This is a genomic window from Secundilactobacillus silagei JCM 19001 (genome assembly GCF_002217945.1).
Taxonomy (GTDB): Bacteria; Bacillota; Bacilli; order Lactobacillales; family Lactobacillaceae; genus Secundilactobacillus; species Secundilactobacillus silagei.
In genome coordinates this window covers 116,766-131,305 of sequence record NZ_BCMG01000008.1, presented here as the reverse complement: position 1 = coordinate 131,305, position 14,540 = coordinate 116,766, and the positions used below count along the sequence as shown (strand labels likewise).

The 14,540-nt window shown below is 41.7% G+C and carries 17 protein-coding genes; 11 read left to right on the top strand and 6 right to left on the bottom strand.

Going from position 1 to position 14,540, the window contains the following annotated elements; genetic code table 11:
- Positions 1–96: 96 nt before the first annotated feature.
- The 5 genes from CES79_RS13230 to CES79_RS08490 all read left to right on the top strand — a co-directional run bounded on the left by CES79_RS13230 (position 97) and on the right by CES79_RS08490 (position 3,141).
- Positions 97–288 carry a hypothetical protein gene (locus CES79_RS13230; RefSeq protein ID WP_133286332.1) on the top strand — a complete coding sequence of 64 codons (192 nt, stop codon included), beginning with the start codon at positions 97–99 and terminating at the stop codon, positions 286–288.
- Positions 289–364: 76 nt separating this feature from the next.
- On the top strand, positions 365–1,735 hold the full coding sequence (gene brnQ / locus CES79_RS08505) for a branched-chain amino acid transport system II carrier protein (RefSeq protein ID WP_089136901.1): 1,371 nt from the start codon (positions 365–367) through the stop codon (positions 1,733–1,735).
- 461 nt (positions 1,736–2,196) lie between these two features.
- Positions 2,197–2,517, top strand: a complete 321-nt coding sequence (locus CES79_RS08500) for a hypothetical protein (protein ID WP_054656381.1) — start codon at positions 2,197–2,199, stop codon at positions 2,515–2,517.
- 15 nt (positions 2,518–2,532) lie between these two features.
- Positions 2,533–2,883, top strand: coding sequence for a hypothetical protein (locus CES79_RS08495; protein ID WP_054656382.1), 351 nt, complete (start codon positions 2,533–2,535; stop codon positions 2,881–2,883).
- An 18-nt stretch (positions 2,884–2,901) separates the two neighbouring features.
- Positions 2,902–3,141: a hypothetical protein gene (locus CES79_RS08490; RefSeq protein WP_089136900.1), complete on the top strand. Its 240-nt coding sequence runs from the start codon at positions 2,902–2,904 to the stop codon at positions 3,139–3,141.
- A 1,236-nt stretch (positions 3,142–4,377) separates the two neighbouring features.
- Here CES79_RS08490 and CES79_RS12845 read toward each other — a convergent pair.
- The 3 genes from CES79_RS12845 to CES79_RS08475 form a co-directional block, all read right to left on the bottom strand.
- Positions 4,378–4,548 (bottom strand): hypothetical protein, encoded by a 171-nt coding sequence (locus CES79_RS12845; protein ID WP_159459480.1) that lies wholly within the window; start codon positions 4,546–4,548, stop codon positions 4,378–4,380.
- A 16-nt stretch (positions 4,549–4,564) separates the two neighbouring features.
- Positions 4,565–4,834: a hypothetical protein gene (locus CES79_RS12710; RefSeq protein ID WP_133286333.1), complete on the bottom strand. Its 270-nt coding sequence runs from the start codon at positions 4,832–4,834 to the stop codon at positions 4,565–4,567.
- 675 nt (positions 4,835–5,509) lie between these two features.
- Positions 5,510–6,034, bottom strand: coding sequence for a helix-turn-helix domain-containing protein (locus CES79_RS08475; RefSeq protein WP_089136899.1), 525 nt, complete (start codon positions 6,032–6,034; stop codon positions 5,510–5,512).
- Positions 6,035–6,954: 920 nt separating this feature from the next.
- On the opposite strand from CES79_RS08475, the gene CES79_RS08470 reads away from it, so the two are divergent.
- Entirely contained in the window at positions 6,955–7,329 is a 375-nt protein-coding gene (locus CES79_RS08470; protein WP_054656388.1) for a hypothetical protein, read from the top strand.
- A 49-nt stretch (positions 7,330–7,378) separates the two neighbouring features.
- Here CES79_RS08470 and CES79_RS08465 read toward each other — a convergent pair whose 3' ends face one another.
- Complete coding sequence (locus CES79_RS08465; protein ID WP_089136898.1) at positions 7,379–7,951, bottom strand: NAD(P)H-binding protein; 573 nt, start codon at positions 7,949–7,951, stop codon at positions 7,379–7,381.
- A gap of 208 nt (positions 7,952–8,159) precedes the next feature.
- Between CES79_RS08465 and CES79_RS08460 the strand changes: the two genes are divergently transcribed.
- The 3 genes from CES79_RS08460 (at position 8,160) to CES79_RS08450 (ending at position 10,507) form a co-directional block, all read left to right on the top strand.
- On the top strand, positions 8,160–9,473 hold the full coding sequence (locus tag CES79_RS08460; protein WP_054656390.1) for an NCS2 family permease: 1,314 nt from the start codon (positions 8,160–8,162) through the stop codon (positions 9,471–9,473).
- Positions 9,474–9,562: 89 nt separating this feature from the next.
- Positions 9,563–9,886 carry a MazG nucleotide pyrophosphohydrolase domain-containing protein gene (locus CES79_RS08455; RefSeq protein WP_054656391.1) on the top strand — a complete coding sequence of 108 codons (324 nt, stop codon included), beginning with the start codon at positions 9,563–9,565 and terminating at the stop codon, positions 9,884–9,886.
- An 87-nt stretch (positions 9,887–9,973) separates the two neighbouring features.
- Positions 9,974–10,507, top strand: coding sequence for a QueT transporter family protein (locus CES79_RS08450; protein WP_225362365.1), 534 nt, complete (start codon positions 9,974–9,976; stop codon positions 10,505–10,507).
- 90 nt (positions 10,508–10,597) lie between these two features.
- Here CES79_RS08450 and CES79_RS08445 read toward each other — a convergent pair whose 3' ends face one another.
- On the bottom strand, positions 10,598–10,972 hold the full coding sequence (locus tag CES79_RS08445; protein ID WP_054656392.1) for a pyridoxamine 5'-phosphate oxidase family protein: 375 nt from the start codon (positions 10,970–10,972) through the stop codon (positions 10,598–10,600).
- Between the two features lie 147 nt (positions 10,973–11,119).
- Here CES79_RS08445 and CES79_RS08440 point away from each other — a divergent pair, with 147 nt between their 5' ends.
- Complete coding sequence (locus CES79_RS08440) at positions 11,120–12,022, top strand: alcohol dehydrogenase catalytic domain-containing protein (RefSeq protein WP_054656393.1); 903 nt, start codon at positions 11,120–11,122, stop codon at positions 12,020–12,022.
- A 639-nt stretch (positions 12,023–12,661) separates the two neighbouring features.
- On the opposite strand, the gene cls is transcribed toward CES79_RS08440, so the two are convergent.
- On the bottom strand, positions 12,662–14,116 hold the full coding sequence (gene cls / locus CES79_RS08435; RefSeq protein ID WP_089136897.1) for a cardiolipin synthase: 1,455 nt from the start codon (positions 14,114–14,116) through the stop codon (positions 12,662–12,664).
- An 88-nt stretch (positions 14,117–14,204) separates the two neighbouring features.
- Between cls and CES79_RS13020 the strand changes: the two genes are divergently transcribed.
- Positions 14,205–14,360, top strand: coding sequence for a hypothetical protein (locus tag CES79_RS13020; RefSeq protein WP_170173452.1), 156 nt, complete (start codon positions 14,205–14,207; stop codon positions 14,358–14,360).
- Positions 14,361–14,540: the final 180 nt, after the last annotated feature.

Sequence of the window (14,540 nt, the reverse complement as noted above, 5' to 3'; positions counted from 1 at the left end):
ATAAACAAGTTTTCATTTCACACATATCTAAATAGTTTTTCAAAGACTATGCGTAGAAGAGTAGTCACTGGCCAGATTCTCAGGGAGCCTCAGTAAGTGCGACGAGGTAATCGACCCAGCGATGAAAGTAATCTACAAGTCGTGACCGCGACGTTTAACGAAGTGGTCACTGGGAATGCGCCCATTACAGCAATGAAGTATCGTGGACCGACCGCGCATCGGTTTGCTGTACTTTCGAAGTCAGCCATCGTGAGGTGGTTGAAAATTAAGGTGGTAACACGTCGATAACACGTCCTTAGCTTTTATAAGCTAGGGGCGTTTTTTATTACCCCGCTACCACCAAAACATACAGGAGGTTTTCAATATGAAAACAACGCTCACAAGACGTCAATATATTATTCTAGGTTCACTGCTATTCGGTCTCTTCTTTGGGGCTGGTAATTTGATCTTCCCGATTCATCTAGGCCAACTCGCCGCTGGTAACTGGGGACCTGCCGCCATTGGTTTCTTACTAACCGCGATTCTTTTGCCATTATTATCAATTCTCGCCATCAGTTTAACTCGCAGCAGCAGTGCTTATGATCTCGCACGACCAGCTGGTAAAGGGTTCGCCCTGTTCTTCCTGATCATGATCCACGCCACGTTAGGGATCTTGGTTGCTTCCCCACGGACAGCGACCACGACCTTCGCCATTGGCATTCAGCCCTTCTTACCAAAGGCCTGGGATCAAATGGGATTGCTGATCTTCTCATTCCTATTCTTCGGCATCTCACTGTTGATGGCTTGGAACCAATCCAAGATCACCGACTATGTTGGTAAGTTGCTCAACCCGATCTTACTTGGTCTCTTAGCCTTTATCTTCTTCATGGCCTTTATCATTAAAGGTGACATCCGCCAGATTTCAATCTTCCCTAGCGGTTCCGGTGCGGGCGGCAACCTGATCAATGGTTTTCTACAAGGTTACAACACCATGGATGCTTTGGCTGGTTTAGGTTTCGGGGTTACGATCATCACCGCTTTGAAGTTCTTCGGTGTTAATGACACTAAGACCCGTTCCAAAGCGGTTGCTAAAGTTGGTGCCATCAGTATGGGTCTTGAAGCGATTATCTATATTTTCCTGATTGCGCTTGGTGCTGCTAGTTTGAATTACTTGAAGTTAAGTGCTGATGGTGGGACTGCCTTCTCCGCTATCATGGCCCACTACACCGGTATGGCCGGCACCGCAATTCTTGGGGCCGTTACCTTCCTTGCTTGCATCACCTCATGTATTGGTTTGATGGCCGCCCTTTCAGAAGACTGGGGCCACCGTTTTCCAAAACTGGGCTACCATTTCTTCCTGACTTTCAGTTCCATTGGTGCCTTCGCCATTGCTAACTTCGGTTTGGATCAAATTATCACTTACTCCACACCACTACTTAGCTTCATCTACCCACTGGCAATGTCTCTGATTTTCTTGGGACTCCTGCATCCATTCATGGGCAAGAACGTCTTCATCTACAAGACAACGATTATCCTCACCTTCATTCCCGCTTTTCTAGATGCCATCCACAACTTACCACCATTCTTTGCCAATATGGGGATCTTCAAAGCCATCAATGCCTGGGCTGGTAACGTTATCCCACTCTTCAATCAAGGCTTGGACTTCTTCCCATTCATGCTGATCGGTATTCTAGGTAGCTGGGCTATCAGTAAGCTCCTCAACCTACAACCAGCAGCAAGTCTTGAAAAAAAATAAGTTTACTTCTATATAATATAATAACGACACATAGCTTTCGATTCCTCCAAACACACATATTGTAAAACCGAAAACGACCTTCTCACTAGCTATTGCTAAAATCCCCCTGCTTTGGCCAAATGAATGATATTAATTCATCTGGTCAGAGCGGGGGGATTTTATTATACCAAGAAGAAAACGTTCTGCTTTAGTTTCCAATCTGTTTAATGTGTTGGGTAGTTAGTTTAATTACTTGTGGCTGTACTGGGGTGGTTTGATTGGGTGAAATTCCCGGCCACCCTTACGGAAAAAGACACCAGTGTAAAGGTAACTATTGATTGTGAGCGCGCAACCACTTGTTGCATTTAGTAACGTAAACAACTTGTTTCTCCCCCAATCCAGGTGATTCTAGTATATTGATGGTGTTAACAGAAAACCTCTAATGCGCATTAGAACCATTAATTTAGTGGGAGATTTTAAAGATGACCAATTTTAAGAATAATGATAGAGTCTCAGTTCACTCGTGCAACAAGTTCATTAAGCTGACTGCAATGTCTGCCTTAGCAATGCTGTCGTTCAGTGCCATAAGCACACCATTAGTAAGTAGCGTTACTGTACATGCCACAACTGATCAAAGTTTAAACTCGACTAAGACAACCACCGGAGTAGAAAATGCTCTACCTCAGTTAGTAAAAGAATCGGATGTACAGGAACTAATTCAAGATAATCTAGCCACCGCAACACCTGATCAAATGAACGAAATCGCCCAGAAAGTGAGGGGAGCAGTTACCACAACTGTCTAGGGCAATGAAACGATCATGGAAATCAAAGATTCAGCCTTAGAACACGCTTATTTATCTGTATTAGCGCCAAACGTCTTAGTAGTTGGCAACAGAAAAACCGGCGTTACTAAAATTGTCTGGCATGGTGCTGTGAAGAAAGGAAACGCTGATTTATACTTATCTAAGAGTTCCCTCGTGGGTGCTCATGCAGGTGTGGCAGCGGCTAACTTACTATTAATTGTAGTTCAAGCGTACCGAGAAAACTACAGAGGTGCCATTTCCGCAATGAAAACAGCTATTAAACAAACAGTGACTTCCTCTAAAGTAAAAAGTGGTAAGATCTTTGAAATGCATCACTGGACATCCATCAAAGTTAAAAATCAATAAAGTAATAGAGGCACATGAATGAAACCTACAAAACCTTCACAAGTATTTATTAAACCTTTTGATGACTGGAATCGGCACCTGAGACCGTTAGACACAATTACTCTAATTTTATTAATGGTTACCATTTTCTATAATCCACTTTGGTTAGCACTACTTACGTCTATAATTGCTGTGACAGACGCCTTTGCTTCTGTAGGTTTAATTGTACTCAACGCTCGTAAAAAAAGAAAACTATCTAAGATGAACCATGACAAATAACTCTGAGAAGTATGAAGAGCTGTGACAGCAAAATGTACTAGTGTCTGTCCAGTTGATCACTGAACCATCATCTGTATTCCGCATCAAACTGGTCTAACACATGTTGCAAAGTTAGAATTGAGTAGTCTTATTTTTTCGAGGCAGCCAATCAACGTTCAAATTCGAGCGTTGATTGGCTGCCTATTTTATATCTAAATTATATTAGTTAATTATCCATTCAATGATCTGACGGACTTTTACTCCGGCTTCTAATACTATACTGACAACGTACTTGATTTAATATGTCTCTTTTGAGTATCCGGATCCTTTTTTCCCATACAAAATCGCCATCTATAGTAGACAAGCCAAAATTATTTACTTGTCTACTATAAGATGGCATATAGCCTTAGCTCAATACTAGATGGCTTTTTGTAACCTATCAAACTTGTAAATTAAGTTTAACTAGCCGTTAATTTAATAACCAGCAGCAAAGGCCAATACTATCAATATTGGGAAAAATAAAAAGATAGGAAGTAGCAAGCCTAAAATAAGACATAGAATTAGATTTAGGTTAGTTTTGCAGAGGCGAAAAATAAGTAAGTCAACACACATAAAATAAGAAAACGAGATTAGTCCAATCGCAAAATTGTGAGTTGCTTTGAAAAAGTTTAACACAATTGCTAAAACTAGAGCAGTCCCGGCTATTATTTGCATTATACGATACGATTTATGGGTAAACTGTGTGGCAAACGTTTCTTTTATTGACTTCATATTAATCATGATTAACTCCTAATTTATTTTTATTGGTGGCTAATCCCCTTATATTTCCAACCCCGAAATTTGAAGACTCTCCCTGTCTTAAAATGCTTAATATTTTCATCTAGGGCTAATTTTACAACCTTGCCTAATGCATAATTAAGTACGCCAGCTCCCCCGCCAGCGAGAGTCAATAAAGCATACATAGCTACTGAGACAGCAGTGTTTGCTGGTAGATTTTTTAGCCAATTTAGCCATTTGGCACTTAAATAAATATCAACATTACCCTTTTTAGCTGCCCCATGCCAAACTATTTTGGTCTTACCTGTTACTATACTGACAACTTACTTGATTTAATATGTCCCTTTTGAGTATCTAGATCTTTTCGTCCCATACAAAAGGCCATCTATAGTAGATAAGCCTAAATTATTTGCTTGTCTACTATAGATGGCGTATAGCCTTCGAAATGAAGGAGTTTTTTTCTATTTTCTTGGTCTTTTGTTACTTACCATTATTTGGTTGTTTGAAATAGTTCCAGATTTTTGGATCTAATCCTAATCCAACTATTATTAGTGCGCCACCAATTAACCTGGTAGACAACGTATAATTCAACCCAAAACCCAGCATTAATAATCCTAAACAAAAAATGATATTTGATACAGCCTTTTGCATTTTTTACCACCTACTTTTATTTCCATTTTGTCATTGATGTAATTACATTTGCTTTATTAGGAATCCAAATGATTGTCGTTGCAAGTCCGTGTTTTGGATGGTGAAAACTACCAATAAAGCTAGCGGCAACCGCACCCCATTTACCTCCTGCAAGTGTCCCAGCAACGCTCAGCCCAAAACTTGATGCAGCTTTTAAGTCGCCTTTGGTTTGATAAACCCGATAGCTCGAATACTTGTGTCCACCGTAGCTCTTTTTCCCTAACGAGGTAACCTCAGAAGTGTACATCCATAGTTTATGCAGTCTGTGCTTTGGCGGTTGTTTCTGTGTGTTGGGTGATGCTTGTGGGCCCTTTACTTGAAATAAAACCAACTGCTACTAGTGTTACTGCTACCAACGCTACTTTTATTAACTTCTTCATTATAATTTCTCCTAAACTTATTTTTGCAGATTTATTGCTTGATAAGTTCATTACGCGTAATGAATAAGTTAGCTAACAATCTATAAGTTACACTGAAATTTCAGTTTAAAAAAGAAACGTATTGATTACTTCTTTTGTTGTAAACCATATGTAAACCCCCGTAAATTAGGCGTTCCTTATGTGTGCAAAAAAATAAACGTAACCTCGATTTCAGGAGGTTACGTTATGAAAAAAACACTTATTACTAGCTCAGTCATTGTATTATCGCTACTTGTTTCCACTAAAGCATATGCTGCCACATACCATGTGAATCAACACAAATTAGGCTCTTGGACTCTCAGCTATAACGTCGTGGCAACTCATAGTAAAGTTACAGCTATCAAAAACTTATCAATAAAGCCAGCGTTAGGTAGTATCAATACCAAGTCCGTTACTTATTCTGATGGCGACGCACACATTCAGTTCACACGACACATCCAAGCAATCAGATATCGTAGTAGTATCAAAATAAGCGTCTCTAGATCCAAAGTCTACGTTACCGACTAGTTTACTCTATAGACATGTGTCTGTGGTTGGAAAAAGTTATCAGATACGATAATCCAAGTACCCCAGAGACTAATCAATATCACTACCGCGCATACCAAGTAAATCGTCTTATAAAGACTGTTATATCGACTGTTTCGCCACATCACGTATACCGGTAGCAGTATCCCAACCGGTGGGACAATTGCCGAAATGAGAGCCAGCATAACTAAAATCAAACCTTCATCCCGATTTTGGAACAGGTCTTGATTAACTTTTTTTAACTGTCTTTGTTTCTCACTGATCTCGGCATTATTGGCACCAATCTTAGCCCTCATGTCATCATTATCTTTTAAAAGACTATCGATGGATACTTTGTACAACTGACTTAAATAGACTAAGTTATCAATGTCAGGGTAACCGCGGTCGTTTTCCCATTTTGAAAATGACTGCCTCGAAATGTGCATAATGGTTGCAGCATCATTCTGCGATAATCCAGAATTTATTCGTGCCCCCCGTAAACGAGCCCCTAATGTTTCTTGCATAGCTTACCCTCCATTTTGTCTACTAAATTATCGTGAACCGTTTGATAATAACACATAACAATGCGGCTATTTCATTAAATTAAAAATGCTACTTTGCATGTTCACGCAGAAAAGTCCAATTTTCTCTAAGTATTACCTGGGAAATTACTTGATCGGTTCTTGTTTTACGTTTACTAGTACGAACTTAATAGAATTAAATAATCAATTTTCAAAAAACTCGTGTAACCCGGTGTAACTAGCAGTTTACCCTGATGCTTGTATACAATTGGCTTCTCTGATGATCCCGGTACCTCCTGTATACTGTAGATGTTATTAACAGCAAATCACTAATGCGTATTAGAAAAAGACTACAGATCAAGAGGATTATAAAGATACAACTAAAGCAATGGAATACGCAATTAAGCTGCCATGGCATCATCCAAAGTTAAAAACCAATAAAATAGTAGAGGCATATCGATGAAATCTTCAAAACCGTCACAAGTATTTATTAAACCCTATGATAAATGGAATCGGCGTTTTGATTCTTTAGGGGGAATTAGCTTGGTCCTAATATTGATTACTTTTTTTAACCATCCACTTTGGCTAACGGTCCTAACCTTGATAAGTTCTTCTGTAAGTACTTTAGGTCCTGTAGTGTTACTTGTACTCAACGCCCGTAAAAAAAGAAAACTATCTAAGATGAACCATGACAGATGACTTTGATTAGAAGCAAGAATCGCGCTGACGATAATGAAATCGATTCAGCTGCTTTATTCTTTTTCAAGTATTAATGAAATAGTTCAACTATTACCGTTGGCGTAGCACTGCTTCTGGATGCCGAGTGACTGCTCTCAAAATTATCAACAAATGTTATCAGAAAAGGCATTCTTCACGTCCTTAAAAGAACGTATTTTCCAGTTTAAAGGTGGCAATTATAAATCATGGTCGTATCAATAAAAAGGATTTTAATCTTACTAATCAGTTTGCTAGCAGCAGCTGGGGCTACGCTGCTTTTAGATGTCAACGTTTATGTTAAGGCAATGCTATGCCTTCTATTTTCAATTTTAAATCTCATTTCGTTTAAGGATCTTCTGCAAACAACACATCTGATTCACAATTTAATGAAGGATAGCCATAAAACCGTACCTAACTGGCTAGAATTACTTGCTGGACTATTTGTTGTGATTTGGTCGCTACAAATAGCACCAGGTTTAACATTGATAGAAAACATTGTCTGGATCCCAACTAACGCAATTTGCGGCATGAGCACACTTTATGCAGTCTATAAATTAATTAAACTGGTGCGTAAACACTAAATTGAAGAGCCTTCCGAAACAGAATGTTTCGGGAGGCTCTTTGGCAATGTTATTTTCCTACCACTGCTATCGACTGATTAATGTGCGTCCCATTTTGAATCTCATCGACCACAACCTGCGCAAACGCTGCGTCACTAACAGATTTTACCGGAACTGGCTGTCCTTCATTAATGAGCTGGACCGGTGTAACACCTTTTTGAGCATCAATAATAGGACGCAAAACAGTATAGGGCATCTCAGCCTCATCCACAATTTTGATCCCATAGCGCTGCTGTTTAAGGAATTCAGCCACATCCGTGATTCCTGGGTACGTCAATGGACCAGTAACTTCCTTATCAATTCCAGCCACCGAGCGCATCACAGTTCTAACGGATTGCTGTTGCTGCCGCAAAGCTGCAAAAACGGCTTCCAGCTTCCAGTCCACATCCATCCCAATAAAGTCGGAGTAGATCACATCGACCCCCTTAACAGCCTTCATATAAGTAGCTGCCTTACGGGCATCACCATAGAAATCAGCAGTTTTATCCACTTCAGAAAAGCCCACTACGTCTAAACCCGTCAGCTGCTGGGCCACTAACTGAGCCACTGGTTGATCAATTCCCAAAATTAAACATCTTGTCATTTATCGAACCTCGTTTCGTTATTTTCCGTCCTTAACTCTACACTATTTTTTAACTTTTTTCTGGCACAGTTCCCGAACATTCGGTTTTTAAAGCAAATATCATTCGCATATTGCAAAAGATATAAAACAATGTTACGATAATATCTGGTTTTTATTTATGAAACACGAACATTACAGCAATTATTTTAGATAAGGGGACTTAATTCTTATGGGTCAAAAAATCGCGTCATATTTTAAGTTTGATGAGTTAGGGACATCATATAAGAAGGAATTCCTAGCAGGTTTAACTACATTTATTTCCATGGTCTACATTTTGTTCGTCAACCCCAATGTTTTGGGCGTTTCTGGCATGGATAAGGGTGCCGTCTTTACGGCTACCGCCTTAGCCAGTGCCTTTGGCTGTTTCTTAATGGGTATCGTGGCCAATTACCCGATTGCCATTTCTGCTAGTTTAGGGATCAACGCTTTCTTCTCATACACCGTTGTGCTCGGCATGAAGATTCCTTGGCAGACAGCTTTAGCCGGTGTCTTTGTGGCTTCGATCTTATTCATGATCCTCACCGCCTTTAAGATTCGGGAAATGGTTGTTGATGCTATCCCCCGTGATTTAAAGATGGCGATCAGTGCCGGGATTGGTTTATTCATCGCCTTCATCGGTTTAAGTGATGGTGGTTTAGTCACTGCCAATAAGTCAACGATGATTGGCTTAGGTTCACTGCACGTTGGTACAACTTGGTTAACCATTATTGGTTTGATTCTAACTATTATTTTAATGAGTGCTCGAATTCCTGGTGCCATTTTTATCGGGATGGTCATTAACGTTATTATTGGTTTATCACTGGGCTTGATTCACGCACCTACTCAATGGGTATCTGGTGTGCCAAGTCTGCATTCCACTTTGGGCGTTTCGTTAATGAACGTGGGTCACATCAACACCTTACAATTAGCCGTTGTCGTGCTGACCTTCTTACTGGTCACATTCTTTGATACCACTGGTACCTTGGTTGGTTTGACCGAACAAGCCGGCATCGTTAAAAATAATAAGATTCCTCGTATCGGTAAAGCTTTGGCAGCTGATTCTACTACAATGGTCGTTGGTTCCCTGTTAGGGACTTCACCAATGGGTGCCTTCGTTGAATCTTCAGCCGGAATCGCCGTTGGTGGCCGATCCGGGTTTACCGCAGTGGTCGTTGGTGTTTTGTTCCTATTAGGCTCATTCTTCTCACCATTGCTAACCGTTATTACCAGCCAAGTCACCGCACCAGCCTTGATTATCGTTGGGATGTTGATGGCGCAATCTTTGAAAAACATTCACTGGGAAAAATTTGAAATTGCGGCGCCTGCCTTTCTGATTTTGGTCGGTATGCCTTTGACCTACAGTATCTCAGATGGGATCGCACTTGGTTTCATTACTTATCCACTCTCAATGATCGCCGCTAAAAAGGGTAAAGAAGTTAGCCCAATTATGTATGGTTTAGCCGTTGTCTTCATTGCCTTCCTGTGGATCTTGCAAGCTGGTTAATATGGTACAATTTAATTATTCAAATAAAACGGCGGCCTCTATTTGGTAGAGACGCCGTTTTAAATTTCCTAGAAATGAGGCACTGAATAGTGACGATTCAAGAACATCAAGCATGGCTCAAGCAATTTTACGAAGGCCGCAACTGGTATCGGTTCAACCCGTTGATCCGGCTGAACTTTTTAACGGAAGAAATGGGTGAGTTGACCCAAGTCGTTCGCACCATTGAACTGGGTCGTGACCATCCTGGTGAGCATCACGCGACTAAACCGGAATTACGCGAACATCTAAAAGAAGAATTATGCGATGTGTTCGATCAAACCCTGATCCTGTGCAGCAAGTACGATTTAGATCCAGAAGAAGTCTTTCAGTATGGTGAAAATAAGCTCAAACACCGCTTTGATTCTGAATCCTAACTTGTAATTTGGGGTTAAATACGGTAACGTATATCACTGTTGTGTATACAGCACTCATTTTAATATCTCAAAACGGAGGAAGAATTTATGATGAATTCTAAGACAACTCACTTCGGCATCAACTCGGTGCATGACATTGCCCGGGTTGCTGTTGTTGCTGCACTCTATGTCGTTATTACGACGGTCTTGGCAGCCTTTAGTTTTGGACCCGTCCAAATCCGATTGGCTGAAATGTTGAACCTGCTGGCGATCTATAACAAGCGTTATGTGATTGCCGTACCCTTAGGTGTCGCCATCTCAAACTTGATTGCTTCACCCTATGGTATCGTCGATGTCATCTGGGGTAGTCTATCAACGTTTGTGACCATGTTCATTTTGTATTACGTTGCCAAAATGATCAAAAACTACTACGGTAAATTGACCGCTGGTGTCCTGATCGTCACCTTTTCAATGTGCACCATTGCACTGGAAATTGCCGTCATGAGCCACACTGCCTTTTGGCCAACTTTTTGGACTAGCTGGGGCACGATTGCCCTTGGTGAATTTGCAACGATGATCATCGGGGCAGTGCTATTAGTGCTGATGAGCTTACGAATCGATTTAGATAAACTGTTAAATTAAACTGAAAAATGTTTTAATTTGCAACCTTTAGTAAAATAACCAATAAGACGGCTCACATTGAAAGTATCAGTGTGAGCCGTCTTATTTTGATTATAGTAACTGTTTCGCTGAGGTTGGCGTAACTTCCAAAACTTTACGAATAAAGGGATACTTTGCTTTGACTTGTTCAAATTCAGCCCCGCTATCGACAAACTTAGCCGTTCCCGTTAACCGAAACCCCGTTCCTTGATAGCCGTCACGGCCCTCGACATCGCGGGCACCCACTGTGAGCAAAACCTGATCATTCTGCGCAAGATCTTTTTCCGCGTGGGTAAACCCAGCCGCCGGAATCAAGATTCGTTCATCATCCGTGACCGTTAAATAGGAGTTCCAAGTATTGGTAATGTGTGGTTCAACGGGTGTCCAAGTAACAACGGAAACCACCCCTTCGTAGTTTAAAACAGCGTGAAATTTATCGGTTAGCATGATTATTCCTTCTTTGTATTTTGGCTTATTCCAATAATAGATTAAGCGTAGCCACCTGTCAAAAGCTTTATTGATTAAATTATTGTTGACATGGAAACAATACTATAATATTATTGTTGACACAGAAACAAATAAAGGAGACTCTCAATGTACGCAATCATTCAAACTAACTTTAACGGGATCGATGCCCTCACTATTCGCACCGATTATCCTAAACCAGCTGTAACTCCCAACGACGTTTTAATCAAAATGACCGTTCTTCCCGTAGTCCCTACTGACTGGAAACGCGAATCAAACCCGAATGCCACCACTGAACAATTAGCCGACCTGCCACGAATTATTGGTGTTGGTGGTGTGGGAACAATCGTTGCGGTGGGCGACAACCGTGATCCGCAACTGCTCAACCAGCGCGTACTAGTCATGAATCCCAGCGGTTCTTATAGTGAATACGTGTTATCAGAAAATCCTAACTTTATTTTTCCGTTACCTAATATCGTCACTAATGAAAGTGCCGCCGCCTTAACTGCTGGCCCAGGAACCGCCTTGACTCTGAAGCACGAAATTGATCAAAGCACTGCCCGACACATCGTGATCACGGGTGCTAATTCAGTGATCGGCTTATATTTACTGCAAATGCTACAGACTGATTCGCGACAAATTTGGCCAATTGTATCACCAAACAGTCAAACCTATTTCCAGCAGCAAATGCCTACAATTAAAGCCTATACCGCTGAAGAACTACCCACTATTGAAGCCGATAGCCTAATTATCGATATTGCTGGCTCTGTCCCACTGCTTGATCAACTGACCCAGTATTTTCCCCATAACCAGATCGTCTCAATTGTATTAATGCATGCTGACTTCAATCAGCCAATCAAATTTGTTCACGAAGATTTCAACGCTGATGACTACCGTCACTTTATCCAGCAACTCGTAACCGGTGAACTGGTAGCGCCCATCGATAGAACGTTTCCCATCACCGCAATCAAAACCGCTCAGCATTATGCACAAGATACGCATAGTCGTGGGCGGGTGTTAGTGACGTTTTAAAACGTGCTCAAGCAGGCAGATAGCTGCATGTAAGGCAGGCCACCAATAACCCTAGGCCCATGAGTTTCCTGCTTTCCTTTTACATTGCTGAAACGTGCTCAAGCAGGCAGACAGCTGCATGTAAGGGACGGTTACCACTAATCCTAAGCCCATGGATTACTGGTAACCGTCCCTTACACTACGCTATCTAAACGCCTGCTTTCACACTCTACCAAAAAAGCCGTCCCCCAATAATCGTTATCAGGAGAACGACTTTCGTATCTAAACCGGTCGCAAACTGCGCGACCCTTTCGTACCTGTAGAAGGTTATCGACCAATTTTTGATAAATCTTGGATCTTAACCACTGGGATTCGTACTCTTGTCGGCTCGAGGGTTACCATCGAATACCGATTCCATCTCCTGTTACTCGATGCCTCAATTCTCATCTTAGCAGCCTAGCAAGGAAACAGCCTATTACCCATTTGACTCTACGCAAAGTTCGATTGGTCTAGCAACACTAAGCATCGAACTCTTGTTGCTTCACAGCAACGATACTACTTTCAAAACTAATTGGTCTTATCTAACCTTCCAACATTATAATACCTGATAATGTAACCGATTACAAGAAATATGACCCGTTTTTTTAATCCTAAATTTAACTACAAAATTGGCGATAATAACCGGCAAAAACTCTGCTTAAATCGCAGGTATACTGATTGTTGATCAAACGCTTCAGCCGTGATCAAACGACTGACACGCTGGTCGGCTTCAAACAATGCGGCCAATTGGGTCACTAATTTTTCATCATAGAGAAAGGCATTCACTTCAAAATTCAGCTTAAAACTGCGGCAATCCATATTAGCCGATCCCACTGAGGCAAGCCGATCATCCACGACCATGGTTTTCGCATGCATGAATCCGTGCTCATAATAGTAAATTTTGACGCCATCTTTAGCCAACTCATGCGCATAGTATTGCGTGGCGCGATAAACAAAGGGGTGGTCGGGCATATGAGGGATCATAATCCGGACGTCCACTCCTGCCATCACCGCAATTCGAATGGCATCCATAACACTGTCATCGGGAATCAGATACGGCGTTTGAATCCAGACCCGCCGCTTCGCAGTTTGAATTAATTTAATGTACCCCAATTTGATCTGCTGCAAGTCGGAATCCGGTCCGCTGCTAACGATCTGCATGTTGGTATCGCCCTTAACGTGCGTCAGTGGAAAATAACGTGACACCACGTGATCTGCCGGTAAGAGCCCCTTGGATGCCGTCGCGTTCCAGTCCAATATGAACCGGCCCTGCAACCCAAATACCGCGGAACCGACCACCCGCAAATGCGTGTCCCGCCAATAACCGAATTTTTTATGTCGACCCAAGTACTGATCGCCAATGTTAAACCCGCCAACGTAACCAACCTTGCCATCAACTACGACGATTTTACGGTGATCCCGGAAGTTCAAGCGAAAATCGGTCAGCGCTGAACGGGTCAAAAACGGCTCAGCATAACCACCGGCAGCAATTAACGGTTTAAAAAACGAGTGAAACGCGCCGAATGACCCAAAGGGATCATAGATCACCCGCACTTCCACGCCGGAACGTGCTTTACGCACCAGCAGATCACGAATCTGTTTGCCAATAGCGTCATTATAAAAGGAATAAAACTCAACGTGCACGCTGTCATGGGCCCGTTCGATATCCTCAATCATGGCGTGAAACAGTTGCTTGCCATCCGCGATAATGCGCACCCGGTTTTTCCGGGCTAGAAAGGCATGATTGGCGGTCTGAAACATCGTGACCAATGATTTAACGGAATCCGAGGCCTCATCCGCTGGCAGACTTTCACCGCCTAACGCCTTGCGCTGTTTGGCCAGTAAGTCGTTCAACTGCAGCTGAACGTCACTCTTAGCCTTAAACAGTTTATCCTTGGGTAATTGACGGCCGAGAAAAGCATAGATCAAAAACCCGATCACTGGCAGTAAAAAAAGCACCAGCAACCAAGCCCAAATCGCAACAATGTCTCGTCGCTGCCTAAAAATAATAATCATTGCTAAAATAATATTGATGAGATAAATGCCCTCACCAATCATTGTCATGGTAATTTCCATCCAATTCCCCTCTTAGCACTTTAATTATGATATTATGGGGAAAATTATAGCATATTAAACAGTGCTAGTTCCCGAAAGGAAGTTTCACATGTTCACTACAATCGTTCCCGCAATCTTCGGCGTTCATGGCGTTGGTACTATCCGTGTTTTTCACTGGTTATTTCGTGAAAATCCCGTCATTGGGTTTGGCTTCTTGTTAGCCATCGTACTATATGGTATCTACCGCTATAATAACCGCCGTTAATAAAATAAAGCAAGCTGTGCCAAAACTCGGTAGATTCCAGAATTTAACCCCAATAATGCTTGTTCCGGCGAACTTTGTCGGGACAAGCATTATTGGGGTTAAATGGCCGGAATCTGAGTTTTGGCACGCGATTAGACTATATTGAAGCATTGAATAAATAGACATTTTTTTGCTATTTTC

Excerpts from the sequence above, each read along its gene's own strand:
- brnQ (WP_089136901.1), top strand. The coding sequence starts at position 365 with ATGAAAACAACGCTCACAAGACGTCAATATATTATTCTAGGTTCACTG.
- CES79_RS08500 (WP_054656381.1), top strand. The coding sequence starts at position 2,197 with ATGACCAATTTTAAGAATAATGATAGAGTCTCAGTTCACTCGTGCAAC.
- CES79_RS08495 (WP_054656382.1), top strand. The coding sequence starts at position 2,533 with ATGGAAATCAAAGATTCAGCCTTAGAACACGCTTATTTATCTGTATTA.
- CES79_RS08490 (WP_089136900.1), top strand. The coding sequence starts at position 2,902 with ATGAAACCTACAAAACCTTCACAAGTATTTATTAAACCTTTTGATGAC.
- CES79_RS12845 (WP_159459480.1), bottom strand. The coding sequence starts at position 4,548 with ATGCAAAAGGCTGTATCAAATATCATTTTTTGTTTAGGATTATTAATG.
- CES79_RS12710 (WP_133286333.1), bottom strand. The coding sequence starts at position 4,834 with ATGTACACTTCTGAGGTTACCTCGTTAGGGAAAAAGAGCTACGGTGGA.
- CES79_RS08475 (WP_089136899.1), bottom strand. The coding sequence starts at position 6,034 with ATGCAAGAAACATTAGGGGCTCGTTTACGGGGGGCACGAATAAATTCT.
- CES79_RS08470 (WP_054656388.1), top strand. The coding sequence starts at position 6,955 with ATGGTCGTATCAATAAAAAGGATTTTAATCTTACTAATCAGTTTGCTA.
- CES79_RS08465 (WP_089136898.1), bottom strand. The coding sequence starts at position 7,951 with ATGACAAGATGTTTAATTTTGGGAATTGATCAACCAGTGGCTCAGTTA.
- CES79_RS08460 (WP_054656390.1), top strand. The coding sequence starts at position 8,160 with ATGGGTCAAAAAATCGCGTCATATTTTAAGTTTGATGAGTTAGGGACA.
- CES79_RS08450 (WP_225362365.1), top strand. The coding sequence starts at position 9,974 with ATGATGAATTCTAAGACAACTCACTTCGGCATCAACTCGGTGCATGAC.
- CES79_RS08445 (WP_054656392.1), bottom strand. The coding sequence starts at position 10,972 with ATGCTAACCGATAAATTTCACGCTGTTTTAAACTACGAAGGGGTGGTT.
- CES79_RS08440 (WP_054656393.1), top strand. The coding sequence starts at position 11,120 with ATGTACGCAATCATTCAAACTAACTTTAACGGGATCGATGCCCTCACT.
- cls (WP_089136897.1), bottom strand. The coding sequence starts at position 14,116 with ATGGAAATTACCATGACAATGATTGGTGAGGGCATTTATCTCATCAAT.
- CES79_RS13020 (WP_170173452.1), top strand. The coding sequence starts at position 14,205 with ATGTTCACTACAATCGTTCCCGCAATCTTCGGCGTTCATGGCGTTGGT.